We start from the raw sequence: 14,000 nt of genomic DNA, 5'->3' as shown, positions 1-14,000 counted from the left end.
AGCCCCGGTAAACGGCGGCCGTAACTATAACGGTCCTAAGGTAGCGAAATTCCTTGTCGGGTAAGTTCCGACCTGCACGAATGGTGTAACCATGGCCATGCTGTCTCCACCCGAGACTCAGTGAAATCGAATTCGCCGTGAAGATGCGGTGTACCCGCGGCTAGACGGAAAGACCCCGTGAACCTTTACTACAGCTTGGCACTGAACATTGAACCTACATGTGTAGGATAGGTGGGAGGCTTTGAAGGCGTGACGCCAGTTGCGCTGGAGCCGTCCTTGAAATACCACCCTTGTATGTTTGATGTTCTAACGCAGGGCCCTGAATCGGGCTCGCGGACAGTGCCTGGTGGGTAGTTTGACTGGGGCGGTCTCCTCCCAAAGAGTAACGGAGGAGCACGAAGGTTGGCTAATCCTGGTCGGACATCAGGAGGTTAGTGCAATGGCATAAGCCAGCTTAACTGCGAGACGGACAGGTCGAGCAGGTACGAAAGTAGGTCATAGTGATCCGGTGGTTCTGAATGGAAGGGCCATCGCTCAACGGATAAAAGGTACTCCGGGGATAACAGGCTGATACCGCCCAAGAGTTCATATCGACGGCGGTGTTTGGCACCTCGATGTCGGCTCATCACATCCTGGGGCTGAAGTCGGTCCCAAGGGTATGGCTGTTCGCCATTTAAAGTGGTACGCGAGCTGGGTTCAGAACGTCGTGAGACAGTTCGGTCCCTATCTGCCGTGGGCGTTGGATGATTGAAGGGAGTTGCTCCTAGTACGAGAGGACCGGAGTGAACGAACCTCTGGTGTTCGGGTTGTCACGCCAGTGGCACTGCCCGGTAGCTAAGTTCGGAATCGATAACCGCTGAAAGCATCTAAGCGGGAAGCGAGCCCTGAGATGAGTCATCCCTGACCCCTTGAGGGTCCTAAAGGGCCGTTGGAGACCACAACGTTGATAGGTGGGGTGTGTAAGCGTAGCGATACGTTGAGCTAACCCATACTAATTACCCGTGAGGCTTAACCATACAACACCCAAGAAGTGTTTCTGGCCTTGTAGCAAGTGCATGAACTACTTACAAATTCAGTGATAATGACCAGCAACTAGCAAAGTCGTTATTCACGTCAGCTTTCTAAGATTGAAGATTTTGCCTGGCGGCAATAGCGCAGTGGAACCACCTGACCCCATGCCGAACTCAGAAGTGAAACGCTGTAGCGCCGATGGTAGTGTGGCATTCGCCATGCGAGAGTAGGACACTGCCAGGCACCCAATACAAGAAACCCCGCTCACTCGAGCGGGGTTTTTTATTGCCTGAAATTCACGTTATCCATCCATATCTGGTTGATTTACCACCACGATTGTATCGTTATACAACCTGATCAGCACAGGGCAGCTCCATGTTGACTATCCCGTCTTCCAGCTGAATATCGATCTTGAAACCGAGCCGTTTGGCCAGATTGATCATGCCGCGATTGCTGGGCATGGTCATGCCAGATAGCTGGCCTATGCCACGCTCTCTGGCATAGCGCACGATCTTTTCCATCATCAACTTGCCGAGTCCGAGCCCTTTCAAGTCTGAGCGGACCAGGATGGCAAACTCCGCATCCGATTGATCCGGGCTGGCAATGGCTCGCACCACTCCCAGGATCTGCTGGCTGAAAGGGCCGTCCTGACCCACGGCGACGAAGGCCATTTCCCGGTCATAATCGATCTGGGTCATGCGGGCCAGCTCCTCATGCCCCAGCTCCCCCACGTCGGCGAAGAAGCGTTTGTACCTGTCTTCATCAGACACCTGCCGCACGAACTGCTTGTGGGCCGGCTCGTCTTCGGGGCGAATGGGGCGCAGCAGCACATGACTCTGATCTTTCAGCCAGGCACCCTCTTCCAGCTCGGTGGGATAGGGGCGAATGGCCAGTGGCAGCACTTGTTGCCCTCGCTCTGCCAGGACGAGCCGGGCATCCAGGATCACCATCTCTTCGCCACAGGCCTGCAGCGGGTGCAGATCCAGTTCTTGTATCTCGGGGAAGGCCAGCAGCAGCTCGGAGAGCTGGCACAGCACCTGGCCGAGGGCGTCGATATCGAGCCGTACCGGACTGGCCTGCTCGCGGATCTTGCCATCCTTGAGGGCACCAATGATCTGGTAGCGAGCCAGTGCCTGGTTGAGGGGAGGAAGGGCCGCGACCATCTCGCGGGGCTCGGCGCCGGATTCCCCGAGCAGGATGACGGGGCCGAAGACCGGATCCTGCTGCAAGCGGATCCGTAGCTCCAGACCCCCGCTGCGGCGTGCCATGCGTTGTACCAGAAGCCCTTCTATGCGGGCGCCAGGATCGCGCTGACGTACCCTGTCTAGAATGGCATCCGCCGCCTGGGCGACTTCCGCCGAGGTGCGCAGGTTCAGCATGACACCGTGTACATCGGATTTGTGGGCGATGTCGGGAGATCGCAGCTTCACCGCTACGGGGTAGCCAATCTGTTCTGCTGTCAGTGCTGCCTCGATGGCATCGGAGACGATCCAGGTCGCGAGGGTGGATAGCCCGGCTGCCTGCAAGATGGGATGGGCCAGGTGGGTGTCCAGCACCCGCTGCTGGCGGTCCAGCGCTTGCCCAAGAAGCTGCTGGCAGCGCTCGACATCGAGCCTGTCGCCTTGCAGGGAGGCCGGTGTTTCCATCAACTGTTTCTGGTTGCGGCGATATTCCACCATGTGCATGAAGGCCGTGACGGCGCTTTCCGGGGTGCGATAGGTCGGGATGCCCGCCTCGTTGAACAGACGTCTCCCCTCTTGGGCGGAGTATTCGCCTGCCCAGTTGGTCAGTATGTTGAATCGTCTGGCCCTGGGATGCTGCTTGATGAAGTCGATCAGGTTGCTGGCGAGGGTGACACCTCGGGCGGTGAGGGACGGTGCATGGATCAGCAGGATGGCATCGGCACTGTCCCCTTGGAGCAGCGTCTCGAGTGCACTCTTGTAGGCCTCGATATCGGCATCGCTGCCGATGTCGAGGGGTGGCATCGCCAGCTTGCCTCCCCGAGACAGCAGTACGTCTGCGGCCATGTTGGCGAGGCCGCGCCCGTTGGAGAGGATGGCGAGCCGCTCCCCCTTGAGGGTCAGGGAGTGGCTCAGGGTCTCGACAGTGGCAAACAGTTCGTGGGTATCCCGGACGCGCAGCATGCCAGCCCGGCGGATGGCGGCATCATAGACATTGTCGAGACCGTTGGCCGGGTCGTGCCGACCGCTCTTGAGGATCAGGATGGGTTTGTTGCGCGAGGCTGCACGGGCGGCGGAGAGAAAGTGCCTGGCATCGTGCAGCTTGTCCATGTAGATCAGGATGGCGCGGGTCGTCCCGTCCCGGGAGAGCTGATCCAGCAGTTGGCCAAAGTCGATGTCGCAATGATCGCCCAGGGAGATGAAGGCCGAGAAGCCGATTTCGCGCTGCTTGGCCCAATCCAGGATGGTGGTGCTGACCGCTGCCGACTGGGAGAGAAACGCCACCTGTCCCGGAGTCGCTGCAATGGGGGAAAAGCTGGCGTTGATACCCTGCCCGGGGAGCAGCATGCCCATGCTGTTGGGGCCGAGCAGCCGGATGCCGTATTGCTGGCACAGATGCTTGAGCCGCAGGCGCTCGTCAGTGGAGAACTGGGCGGCCAGTATGATGGCGGCTCCGGTTCCTTTCTTGCCGAGCTCCTCGATGAGCGGCAGTACCCGTTCGCGCCGGGTACAGACGATGGCGAGATCGGGGGAGAGGGGAAGGCTCTCTATGTCCGGATAGGCGAGCACGCCAGCGATGGCCTGGCTGCGGGGGGCTACGGGTAGTATAGGGCCCTGGAACTGACCCGCCAGCAGGTGCCGGATGACCACATGGCCTGCTTTCTGCGGATCACTGGAGGCGCCGATGACGGCGATCGAGTGAGGTTTGAAGAGCCGATCCAGGCCGCTTTGTTTCATGGGCACTCCTCGTGGTGGCCCCCGGGGCGAGGGGGACGGATGGTGCCAGTCTAATACGCTTTGCGTGCGGGTTCTGTGACCGATTGCGGATCACGATCTGGCCAGTGCGCTGGCGCGCAGATAAAAGCGCAGCTCCCCCTGAATGCATTGCACCGTGGCGAGGTGCCTGTCCTGGAGATAGATCTCCTGCTCCCGATCGAGTTCATGGCGCTGGACCCCGAGGCTTTGCAGATATTCTGCGAACAGGATGGCACTGCGGATTTCGACAAGATGCTGGCTCACGCTCTATTCCTTGATGGTGGCTGGATGGTGCCGGCCAGTGTCCCCTCTTCTCCCCCACTTTTATACTGATACATTTGACACTCACTGTGGCTCCGACGCCTGCCGGATCAGCGAAGGCCTCCCTGGCCGCGTGCAGTATCCCAGAAGGCGCGGATCAGCGGCTCTTCCAGCCGCTTCTTGAGTACGGCGATACCGACGTCGAACGCCTTGAGCGCCGGTTTGGGCTCGACCACACGCACCTTGTCCCCCATGGGGCTGTGATCGATGACGGCAGCAGGCACGACACCCACACCGAAGCCGAGGGCCACCATGGCGACGATGCCCTCGTTGCCCGCCACTTCTGCATAGATGTTGGGAGCTATCCCCTTGTTGCGAAACCATTGATCACAGCGCTTTCGGGCCAGCCCCTGTTCGGAGAGGATCAGCGGCAGGCGCTCCCAGTCAGGTTCGCCCTGGGGGAACCACTGACCCTGCTGGGGGGCATTGCGGGGGGCGATGAAAACCAGAGGGACTTGTTGCAGGCTGGCGAATTCCAGCTTGGACGAGAGCGCATCCGGCCTCGCTGCGATGGCGAGATCGGCTTCGTCAGCCAGGATCTTGTCCACTGCCAGTGCCGGGTCGCCGGTCTCCAGCTTGATCTCCAGCTGGGGATAACGGCGACGAAAGCGTTCCAGTACCTCGGGCAGCAGAAAGTAGCTGGCGGTAACCGAACAGAACACCCGCAGCCGCCCTTGCAGCGGCTCGTCGCTGCGCTTGAGCTCCTGTTTGAGTTGGCGCCACTCCTGCAGCAAGGCACCGCCAAACTCCCTCAGCTTGTCACCAGCAGGGGTGAGCCGCACCGAGCGGTTGTCCCGCTCGAACAGCACGCAGCCGGTCTCCTGTTCCAGTCGCTGGATGGCGCGGCTCAGGGTGGAGGGGCTGACCGCCATGGCATCGGCGCTTTTGCCGAAGTGGAGGGAGTCGGCGAGGTGGAGAAACAGTTCGAGATTGCGAAGGTCCATCTTTTTATTCCTGCGGCGTTGTCAGGCTCCCTGTAGCACGATGGCTCGGCGGTGGGAGATTGCGGGAAATCATATTTCAATTCCTGCAACGTACTGTTTCGAATATATCAGTTCAGGCAATAAGTGTCCCGCGCTATAGTGGTTTCGACAACGCCGCTATCCGGCATGGAATCAATCGAACGGAGCAATCACCATGGCTAACTATTTCAACACCTTGAACCTGCGTCAGCAGTTGGCCCAACTGGGCAAGTGTCGTTTCATGCAGCGCGAAGAGTTCGCGGACGGCTGCAACGTGCTGAAGGGCAAGAAGGTGGTGATTGTGGGCTGTGGCGCCCAGGGCTTGAACCAGGGTCTGAACATGCGCGACTCCGGGCTGGACATCTCCTACGCCCTGCGGAAGGCCGCCATCACCGAGAAGCGCGCCTCCTGGCAGAAGGCCACCGACAACGGCTTCGTGGTCGGCACCTATGAAGAGCTGATCCCGACCGCCGATCTGGTGCTGAACCTGACTCCGGACAAGCAGCACTCCGACGTCGTCAAAACCGTGATGCCGCTGATGAAGCAGGGCGCCGCTCTGGGCTACTCCCACGGCTTCAACGTGGTGGAAGAGGGTCAGCAGATCCGTTCCGACATCACCGTCGTGATGGTTGCACCCAAATGCCCGGGCACCGAAGTGCGTGAAGAGTACAAGCGCGGTTTCGGCGTACCGACCCTGATCGCCGTCCACCCGGAGAATGATCCCCAGGGTGAGGGCATGGCCATCGCCAAGGCGTGGGCCTCTGCTACCGGTGGCGACCGTGCCGGCGTGCTGGAATCCTCCTTCGTCGCGGAAGTGAAATCCGACCTGATGGGCGAGCAGACCATTCTGTGCGGCATGCTGCAGACCGGTTCCCTGCTCTGCTACGACAAGCTGGTTGCCGAGGGCACCGACCCGGCCTATGCCGGCAAGCTGATCCAGTTCGGCTGGGAGACCATCACCGAGGCCCTGAAGCAGGGCGGCATCAGCTTGATGATGGACCGTCTCTCCAACCCGGCCAAGCTGCGTGCCTTCGAGCTCTCCGAGCAACTGCGCACCCTGATGCGTCCGCTGTTCGAGAAGCACATGGATGACATCATCGCCGGCGAGTTCTCCCGCGGCATGATGGCTGACTGGGCCGAAGACGATGCCAAGCTGTTCGGCTGGCGCGAAGAGACCGGCAAGTCCGCCTTCGAGAATGCCCCTGCCTATGCTGGCAAGATCGCCGAGCAGGAGTACTTCGATAATGGCGTGGTCATGGTGGCCATGGTCAAGGCGGGTGTCGAGCTGGCGTTCGAAACCATGGTGGCCTCCGGCATTTATGAAGAGTCCGCCTACTACGAGTCTTTGCACGAGCTGCCGCTGATCGCCAACACCGTCGCCCGCAAGCGTCTGTACGAGATGAACGTGGTCATCTCCGATACCGCGGAGTACGGCAACTACCTGTTTGCCAACGCTGCCGTGCCGCTGCTGCGTGAGCACTTCATGCCGACTCTGCAAGCAGGGGACCTGGGCAGTGCCCGTGCCGAGAGCAAGGCGGTGGACAACCTGGCCCTGCTGGCTGCCAACGAAGCGACCCGCAACCACCCGATCGAGAAGATCGGCCAGACCCTGCGTGGTTACATGAAGGACATGAAGCGTATTGCCGTCGGCGGTTAAGCCTTCGCTGAGCGGCATCGGAAGGGGCGGGGATGACGATCCCCGTTACTGGCTGGCTTAGACACCTGGCCTGTCGTCCGGATGATGCAAACAGACAGATTGAAGCCTATAAAAAAGCCCCGCTCATCGAGCGGGGCTTTTGCGTTCTGGAGGGCGGGAGAATCAGGCCTTCCAGGCTTTCCAGGTGTTGATCAGGCCGTTGGTGGAGCCGTCGTGGCTGGTGACGGCCTCATCGGTGCCCAGCTCCGGCAGGATCTTGTTGGCCAGCTGTTTGCCCAGCTCCACACCCCACTGGTCGAAGGAGAAGATGTTCCAGATTGCGCCCTGTACGAAGATCTTGTGCTCGTACATGGCGATCAGGGAGCCGAGGGTTTTCGGGGTCAGCTGCTTGAACAGGATGGAGTTGGTCGGGCGGTTGCCTTCGAACACCTTGAACGGCACCAGATCCTTGACCTGCTCCAGGGTCTTGCCGGCGGCCAGGAACTCGGCCTCCACCGCTTCCTTGCTCTTGCCGAAGGCCAGGGCCTCGGTCTGGGCGAAGAAGTTGGCCAGGAGCTTCGGATGGTGGTCACCGATGGGGTTATGGCTGATGGCCGGCGCCAGGAAGTCGCAGGGGATCAGCTTGGTGCCCTGATGGATCAGCTGGTAGAAGGCGTGCTGGCCGTTGGTACCCGGCTCACCCCAGATGATGGGACCGGTCTGGTAGTCAACCGGATGGCCGTCGCGATCCACGTACTTGCCGTTGGACTCCATGTTGCCTTGCTGGAAGTAGGCAGGGAAGCGATGCATGTACTGATCGTACGGCAGGATGGCTTCGGACTCGGCACCATGGAAATTGTTGTACCACAGGCCGATCAGGGCCAGCAGTACGGGCACGTTCTGTTCATAGGCGGCAGTGGCGAAGTGCATGTCCATCTCGAAGGCACCTTGCAGCAGGGCCTCGAAGTGCTCGAAGCCGAGGGAGAGGGCGATGGGCATGCCGATGGCGGACCAGGAGGAGTAGCGGCCGCCGACCCAGTCCCAGAACTCGAACATGTTGTCGGTGTCGATGCCGAACTCGGCAACGGCCTTGCCGTTGGTCGACAGGGCGGCGAAGTGCTTGGCAACGTGGGCCTTGTCACCGGCATGACCGAGGAACCAGTCGCGGGCGGTCAGGGCGTTGGTCATGGTCTCCTGGGTGGTGAAGGTCTTTGAGGCCACCAGGAACAGGGTGGTTTCCGGATCGATCTTCTTGAGCGTCTCGGCGATGTGAGTGCCGTCGACGTTGGAGACGAAGTGCATCTCCAGGTGATTCTTGTAGGGGCGCAGGGCCTCGGTGATCATGACGGGGCCCAGATCGGAGCCACCAATGCCGATGTTGACCACGTGCTGGATGGCCTTGCCGGTATAGCCCTTCCACTCGCCACCGATGACCTTCTCGCAGAAGCCCTTCATCTTGGCCAGTACGGCGTTCACTTCCGGCATCACGTCCTTGCCGTCAACCTCGATGGGACGGTCGGAGCGGTTGCGCAGGGCGGTGTGCAGTACGGCGCGCCCTTCGGTCATGTTGATCTTGTCGCCGTTGAACATGGCGTCGATGGCGCTGCGCAGATCGGTCTCGCCAGCCAGGTTCACCAGCAGCTTGAGGGTCTCTTCGGTGATCAGGTTCTTGGAGTAGTCGACCAGGATGTCGCCACCGAAGGTGAGGGAGAACTTGTCAAAACGCTTGGGATCCTGTGCGAACAGATCCTTGAGACGCATCTCCTTGTTGGCTGCAAAATGGGCTTCCAGTGCCTGCCAGGCCTGGGTCCGGGTTGGATTGATATTTTTCATAGGATTATCAGTCTTCCAAGTTGTGTTTGAACCTTGCAGGCAAGGCTCCCGCCAAACCTTATTATGCGAGCATTATACCGGGCACTCCGTGCGCCCCGTGTAACAGAGCATTACCAATTGTCTGCAACGAGGGAGTGTACAACCAAAACAGTGCGATTATGAGTCACTCAGTACCCCGGGATCTTGCGTTCGCGCATGCTTGTTCGGGTTGAAAAGGCTTTCATTTCAAGGGGAGCGCGGCCGTGGCTCTGGAAAGCTGGCGTGACAGATCAAAGGGTATTCAACAGACGCTCATCGGACGGTTTTTTGAGCAGGCGCAAATGGTGGGCAACAGACGCTGGCTATCATATGAGCCGAATGGACGAGATCTCCCAGGGATGGCCAAGGTATGGAATCAATGGTGTGGAATGAGGAGATCGAGATGAAAGCCCTGTTATCCCTGTTTGCCCTGAGCCTGATCGCCACCGGCCTCATCGGTTTGCTGACCCTGACGCTGGCCAATGCGGCGCCGACGCTGGAGATCCGCGTACTGGCGGTGATCGGAGCCGTGCTGGGGGGTTATGTGCTGATGCAGCCCCTGCTCAACCGGGTTGCACGCCGGCTGGGGTGAGAACGCGGTGCGACCTGGTGCGCAAGACCGGCCTGTGGCCGGTTTTTTCATGTCACAGAAGGCAGAAACGACAGTGCCAGCCCGAAGGCTGGCACTGGAGAACGCACACCGAGGATCAATCCGCAGTCTTTTGCATGTGGACCACACGCTGGGGGAAGGGAATCTCGATGCCCTCGGCGTCGAAGGTGAGCTTCACCTTCTCGTGGAAGTCGAACCAGACACCCCAGTAATCACCGGTCTTGACCCAGGGACGCACCACGATATTGACCGAGGAGTCGGCCAGCGCGGCAACGGCAATGGTGGCGGCCTGCTCCTTCAGGATGCGGGGCTCTTCGCTCACCAGCCGCTCCAGGATCTGTTTGGCCTTGCGCAGGTCGGAGCCGTAGCCGATGCCGAAGGTCATGTCGACGCGGCGGGTATCCATGCGCGAGTAGTTGACGATGGTGCCGTTGAGGATGGCGGAGTTTGGCACTACCACCATCTTGTTGTCACCCGAGGTGAGGGTGGTGGTGAAGAGCTGCACCGATTGCACAACGCCATTGGTGCCTGCCACCTCGATGAATTCCCCTGCCTTGATGGGGCGGAAGATGATGAGCAGGAAACCGGCGGCAAAGTTGGAGAGAGAGCCCTGCAGCGCCAGACCGATGGCCAGACCGGCGGCACCTATGATGGCTACGAAGGAGGCGGTCTGCACCCCGACCCGGCCCAGAGCGGCGATCACCACGAACACCAGAATGGTGTATTTGAGGATGCTGCCGACGAAGTGGGTGACGGTGGTGTCCAGCTTGCGGGTCTGCATCACCTTGACCACGCCACCGCTGAGAAGGTTGGCGGCAATGTAACCGACCAGCAGGGTGATCAGGGCGGCGGCGATGTTGACCGCATACTCGATGATCAGTCCCTGGTTGTTGGTCAGCCAGGTCTGTGCTTCGGTAATGATCTCGGGTTCCATAGGATGTCCTGTTGGTGTGAAGATTTATGGCAGATGAATCTAACACTTGAGCGCGACAAGCTGGGTCGCATCTGGTGCTTGTCTCTTCTTTTGTGCCACAAAAAGCAAGGGAGGCCAAGGCCTCCCGCTTTGTCACAACCCTGCTGGCGCAGGGACGCTGGGCATGTGCGCACTCAGCTTTGCAGCAGCTGGCTGCGGATAAACTGCCACTGATCCTCAAAGCCGGCAGTCGGCTTGATTGTGAACTCGGAGCGGGACGTGCATTGGTTGATGCGGTCTGCTGGCTCAGCTTTGCAGCAACTGGCTGCGGATAAACTGCCACTGCTCTTCAAACCCGGCAGTGGGCTTGATTGTGAGCTCGGAGCGGACGTGCATTGGTTGATGCGGTCTGCTGGCTCAGCTTTGCAGCAGCTGGCTGCGGATAAACTGCCACTGATCCTCAAAGCCGGCAGTGGGCTTGATTGTGAACTCGGAGCGGGACGTGCATTGGTTGATGCGGTCTGCTGGCTCAGCTTTGCAGCAACTGGCTGCGGATAAACTGCCACTGATCTTCAAACCCGGCGGTGGGCTTGATTTTGAACTCCGAGCGGACGAACTGGCTGATGCGGCCCTCGGTATAGGCCAGCAGCAGGTTGGCCAGCATGGTCTCGTCGAGCTGGAAGCCCTGGCCTTCCCGCAGCCGTTTCTCGCGCAGTACCTGCTTGATCTGGGTCTCCAGCTTGTCGAACAGGATGCTGATGCGATCCCGCAGCCGATCGTGTTCGCCCAGCAGGGCATCGCCATTGAGAATGCGGGTGATGCCGGGGTTGCGCTCGGCGAATACCAGCAGCAGCTGCAGTATGTGATGACAGCGGGCCATGGTGTCCTTCTCTTCGGCCATGATCAGGTTGACCCGTGACAGCAGGGAATCCTCGATAAAGTCGATCAGCCCCTCGAACATCCTCGCCTTGCTGGGAAAATGCCGGTAGAGGGCTGCCTCGGACACGCCCACCTCGGCCGCGAGGCGTGCCGTGGTGATGCGCTGGCCCGGGCTGGTTTCCAGCATGTGGGCGAGTGCCTGCAGGATCTGATCGCGCCGACTCTGTTTCTGGTTACTGCTTGCCATGGATTCCCCTAAAAAAACAATGGCTTGATTCTATTATTTGGCACGTGCCCCAGGGGGCCGTGTGGTCTTGTTATTGGCGACCAGAAGAACCAAACCCGCCTTCACCCCGTTCACTCTGATTGAATTCGTCGACCAGCTGGAAGCTGGCCTGTACCACCGGCAGGATCACCAACTGGGCGATGCGCTCGCCAGGCTGCATGGTGAAGCTGTCGTTGCCACGGTTCCAGACAGAGACCATCAACTGACCCTGGTAGTCGGAGTCGATGAGGCCGACCAGGTTGCCCAGCACGATGCCGTGCTTATGGCCGAGGCCGGAGCGGGGCAGGATGGTGGCGCACAGACCCGGATCCTGGATGTGAATGGCCAGCCCGGTCGGCACCAGAGTGGTCTCGCCCGGGGCCATGGTCAGCGGGGCATCCAGCAGGGCGCGCAAGTCCATGCCAGCGGAGCCCTGTGTGGCGTAGGCGGGCAGCGGGAAGTCGGTGCCGATGCGGGCATCCAGGATTTTCAGTTCAATTTGTGTCGTCATGAATCTTTTTCAATTGGATCGCCTGGCGATCGGGTGGTACTGCAGGAGCCTGGGGCTCCCGGCATGTTCAATGGGCTCAGGGTCGATAATGGCGTGCAATCAGGGCGACAAGATGACGGGCGAGCGTCAGCTTATCGGCCAGGGGCAGGGCGGCTTGACCCCCTTGCCAGAAGACGGTCAGGGCGTTGTCATCGGCATTGAAACCCTGGCCTGCACGGGACACATCGTTGGCTGCGATCATGTCCAGCCGCTTACGTCGAAGTTTGTCGAGGGCGTATTGTTCCACATCCACGGTTTCGGCGGCAAATCCGACGGTGAAGGGTTTGTCTGACAACGCCCCCACATCGGCGATGATGTCGGGGTTTTTGACCAGGGTCAGCTGCATCTGGTCGTTGTCGCCGGTCTTCTTGATCTTTTGCTCGGCCACCTGGGCGGGACGGTAGTCGGCGACGGCAGCGCAGCCGATAAAGAGGTCGCACTCACCGACCCGGCTCATCACTGCTTCGTGCATCTGCAGGGCACTCTCCACATCGATGCGGGTAACGCCGGCCGGGGTGGTCAGTGCCACCGGGCCGCTCACCAGGGTCACCTCCGCACCCGCTTCGCGCGCGGCGCGGGCAATGGCGTAGCCCATCTTGCCGGAGCTGTGGTTGCTGATATAGCGCACCGGATCCAGCGCCTCGCGGGTCGGCCCGGCGGTGAGCAGCAGCCTGACGCTTGCCAAGAGTGGCTCGGCGGCGAGCTGCTGGCAGCAGCGTTCCACCAGTTCCAGGGGATCCAGCATCCGGCCCGGGCCCACATCGCCGCAGGCCTGGCTGCCGGAATCCGGCCCCCACAGCTGAATGCCGCGTTCGGTGAGGGTCTGGAGGTTGGCCTGGGTGGCGGCGTTGCGGTACATCTGCTGGTTCATGGCTGGCGCCAGGGCGATAGTCGCCGGGGTGGCAAGGCAGAGGGTGGTGAGCAGCTCGTCCGCCATGCCGGCGGCCATGCGGGCCATCAGGTTGGCGCTGGCGGGGGCGATCAGCACCAGATCGGCCCACTTGGCCAGTTCGATGTGGCCCATGCCCGCCTCGGCAGCCGGGTCCAGCAGACTGTCGGCCACCGGGTGGCCTGAGACGGCTTGCAGGGTCAGCGGGGTGATGAACTCCTTGGCGGAGCGGGTCATCACCACTCGCACCTCGGCCCCCTGATCTTTCAGGCGACGTACCAGTTCGGCACTCTTGTAGGCGGCGATCCCGCCACTGACACCCAACAGGATGCGTTTATCGGCCAATCTCATCTGCTGCTTCTCTTCCGGCTCACTCTGACTGGTCGGCTAAGATAGCACAGGCAATGGGTGGCGACAGAGGCTGACATGGGGGAGTTGTGGTCGGGCTCGCGGGATTCTTTGCTATGTTTTCTCTCAATAGCCATGAGGGAGAGACAAATGAGCATCAAGGAGTGGCCGGAAGAGGAGCGCCCGAGGGAAAAGCTGCTGCGCCGAGGGGCGGCGACGCTCTCCGATGCCGAACTGCTGGCCATCTTCCTGCGCACCGGGGTCAGCGGGTTGAGTGCGGTGGACCTCTCCCGCCAGTTGTTGCAGCAGTTTGGTTCCCTGCGGGCACTGCTGGGAGCCGAGCAGCAGGATTTTTGTGGCGCTCACGGGCTGGGACCTGCCAAGTATGCCCAGTTGCAGGCGGTGCTGGAGATGGGGCGGCGCCATCTGGCCGAACAGTTGCAACGGGGAGAGGCGCTCACCTCGCCCGGGCTTACCCGTGACTTTCTGCAAGCCCAGTTGCGGGATCGGGGGCGGGAGGTGTTCGCCCTGCTGCTGCTCGACAACCAGCACAGGGTCATCCGGTTTGTCGAACTTTTTTACGGCACCCTCGACTCGGCGAGCGTCTGGCCCAGAGAAATCGTGCAGATCGCGCTCAAACATAATGCAGCCGCCGTGATTCTGGCGCATAATCACCCGTCCGGCGTGGCCGAGCCCAGTCGGGCGGACCGCCAGATCACGGATCGGATCCTGGCCGCCCTGGCCCTGGTCGATATCAGAGTGCTTGATCACCTGGTGATCGGTGATGGCATCACGGTTTCTTTCGCAGAGCGTGGTTGGTTGTGACTGG

The 14,000-nt window shown here is 60.6% G+C and carries 11 protein-coding genes, 2 rRNA genes and 1 pseudogene (1 of these 14 only partly in view); 5 read left to right on the top strand and 9 right to left on the bottom strand.

What is annotated here, in order from left to right; all coding sequences use genetic code 11:
* Together C2U30_RS13590 and rrf are read left to right on the top strand one after the other, a co-directional pair.
* A 23S ribosomal RNA gene (locus C2U30_RS13590) occupies positions 1–1,016 on the top strand; it begins 1,873 nt to the left of the window's first position.
* A 123-nt stretch (positions 1,017–1,139) separates the two neighbouring features.
* A 5S ribosomal RNA gene (gene rrf / locus C2U30_RS13585) occupies positions 1,140–1,254 on the top strand.
* Between the two features lie 101 nt (positions 1,255–1,355).
* On the opposite strand, the gene C2U30_RS13580 is transcribed toward rrf, so the two are convergent.
* The 3 genes from C2U30_RS13580 to ilvY all read right to left on the bottom strand — a co-directional run bounded on the left by C2U30_RS13580 (position 1,356) and on the right by ilvY (position 5,212).
* Entirely contained in the window at positions 1,356–3,929 is a 2,574-nt protein-coding gene (locus tag C2U30_RS13580; RefSeq protein ID WP_103243931.1) for a bifunctional acetate--CoA ligase family protein/GNAT family N-acetyltransferase, read from the bottom strand.
* A gap of 90 nt (positions 3,930–4,019) precedes the next feature.
* Positions 4,020–4,211 (bottom strand): hypothetical protein, encoded by a 192-nt coding sequence (locus C2U30_RS13575; RefSeq protein ID WP_010676124.1) that lies wholly within the window; start codon positions 4,209–4,211, stop codon positions 4,020–4,022.
* Between the two features lie 107 nt (positions 4,212–4,318).
* Entirely contained in the window at positions 4,319–5,212 is an 894-nt protein-coding gene (ilvY, locus tag C2U30_RS13570) for an HTH-type transcriptional activator IlvY (protein ID WP_010676123.1), read from the bottom strand.
* Between the two features lie 193 nt (positions 5,213–5,405).
* Here ilvY and ilvC point away from each other — a divergent pair, with 193 nt between their 5' ends.
* The gene (gene ilvC / locus C2U30_RS13565) at positions 5,406–6,887 is read left to right on the top strand and encodes a ketol-acid reductoisomerase (RefSeq protein ID WP_103243930.1); all 1,482 of its coding nucleotides are present in this window, start codon (positions 5,406–5,408) and stop codon (positions 6,885–6,887) included.
* A 162-nt stretch (positions 6,888–7,049) separates the two neighbouring features.
* Here the strand turns inward: ilvC and pgi are convergent, their stop codons facing one another.
* The gene (pgi, locus tag C2U30_RS13560; protein ID WP_103243929.1) at positions 7,050–8,699 is read right to left on the bottom strand and encodes a glucose-6-phosphate isomerase; all 1,650 of its coding nucleotides are present in this window, start codon (positions 8,697–8,699) and stop codon (positions 7,050–7,052) included.
* Between the two features lie 421 nt (positions 8,700–9,120).
* Between pgi and C2U30_RS13555 the strand changes: the two genes are divergently transcribed.
* A complete protein-coding gene (locus C2U30_RS13555) occupies positions 9,121–9,309 on the top strand; it encodes a hypothetical protein (protein ID WP_029314882.1) in 189 nt (62 codons plus the stop codon).
* A gap of 115 nt (positions 9,310–9,424) precedes the next feature.
* On the opposite strand, the gene C2U30_RS13550 is transcribed toward C2U30_RS13555, so the two are convergent.
* From C2U30_RS13550 to coaBC, 5 genes and pseudogenes are all read right to left on the bottom strand, one after another.
* Positions 9,425–10,261: a mechanosensitive ion channel domain-containing protein gene (locus C2U30_RS13550; RefSeq protein WP_042864726.1), complete on the bottom strand. Its 837-nt coding sequence runs from the start codon at positions 10,259–10,261 to the stop codon at positions 9,425–9,427.
* Positions 10,262–10,434: 173 nt separating this feature from the next.
* Positions 10,435–10,536: pseudogene (locus tag C2U30_RS22935) on the bottom strand (nucleoid occlusion factor SlmA); the annotation flags it as partial.
* Between the two features lie 233 nt (positions 10,537–10,769).
* Complete coding sequence (gene slmA, locus C2U30_RS13530) at positions 10,770–11,366, bottom strand: nucleoid occlusion factor SlmA (protein ID WP_010676117.1); 597 nt, start codon at positions 11,364–11,366, stop codon at positions 10,770–10,772.
* 70 nt (positions 11,367–11,436) lie between these two features.
* Positions 11,437–11,895, bottom strand: coding sequence for a dUTP diphosphatase (gene dut, locus C2U30_RS13525; protein ID WP_103243928.1), 459 nt, complete (start codon positions 11,893–11,895; stop codon positions 11,437–11,439).
* A 76-nt stretch (positions 11,896–11,971) separates the two neighbouring features.
* Positions 11,972–13,174, bottom strand: coding sequence for a bifunctional phosphopantothenoylcysteine decarboxylase/phosphopantothenate--cysteine ligase CoaBC (coaBC, locus tag C2U30_RS13520; RefSeq protein ID WP_103243927.1), 1,203 nt, complete (start codon positions 13,172–13,174; stop codon positions 11,972–11,974).
* Positions 13,175–13,321: 147 nt separating this feature from the next.
* Between coaBC and radC the strand changes: the two genes are divergently transcribed.
* The gene (gene radC, locus C2U30_RS13515; protein WP_039040991.1) at positions 13,322–13,996 is read left to right on the top strand and encodes a RadC family protein; all 675 of its coding nucleotides are present in this window, start codon (positions 13,322–13,324) and stop codon (positions 13,994–13,996) included.
* The last annotated feature ends 4 nt before the right edge of the window (positions 13,997–14,000 follow it).

Origin of the sequence: Aeromonas sp. ASNIH5 (assembly GCF_002902865.1) — a bacterium.
GTDB classification, from domain to species: Bacteria; Pseudomonadota; Gammaproteobacteria; order Enterobacterales; family Aeromonadaceae; genus Aeromonas; species Aeromonas caviae.
Note: the sequence above shows the minus strand (reverse complement) of the source record. Positions and strands in the feature narration are given on the sequence as shown.

Bases quoted from the DNA above. Each gene is read 5' to 3' on its own strand.
- slmA (WP_010676117.1), bottom strand. From the start codon at position 11,366: ATGGCAAGCAGTAACCAGAAACAGAGTCGGCGCGATCAGATCCTGCAG.
- coaBC (WP_103243927.1), bottom strand. From the start codon at position 13,174: ATGAGATTGGCCGATAAACGCATCCTGTTGGGTGTCAGTGGCGGGATC.
- ilvC (WP_103243930.1), top strand. From the start codon at position 5,406: ATGGCTAACTATTTCAACACCTTGAACCTGCGTCAGCAGTTGGCCCAA.
- pgi (WP_103243929.1), bottom strand. From the start codon at position 8,699: ATGAAAAATATCAATCCAACCCGGACCCAGGCCTGGCAGGCACTGGAA.
- radC (WP_039040991.1), top strand. From the start codon at position 13,322: ATGAGCATCAAGGAGTGGCCGGAAGAGGAGCGCCCGAGGGAAAAGCTG.
- C2U30_RS13550 (WP_042864726.1), bottom strand. From the start codon at position 10,261: ATGGAACCCGAGATCATTACCGAAGCACAGACCTGGCTGACCAACAAC.
- ilvY (WP_010676123.1), bottom strand. From the start codon at position 5,212: ATGGACCTTCGCAATCTCGAACTGTTTCTCCACCTCGCCGACTCCCTC.
- C2U30_RS13555 (WP_029314882.1), top strand. From the start codon at position 9,121: ATGAAAGCCCTGTTATCCCTGTTTGCCCTGAGCCTGATCGCCACCGGC.
- C2U30_RS13580 (WP_103243931.1), bottom strand. From the start codon at position 3,929: ATGAAACAAAGCGGCCTGGATCGGCTCTTCAAACCTCACTCGATCGCC.
- dut (WP_103243928.1), bottom strand. From the start codon at position 11,895: ATGACGACACAAATTGAACTGAAAATCCTGGATGCCCGCATCGGCACC.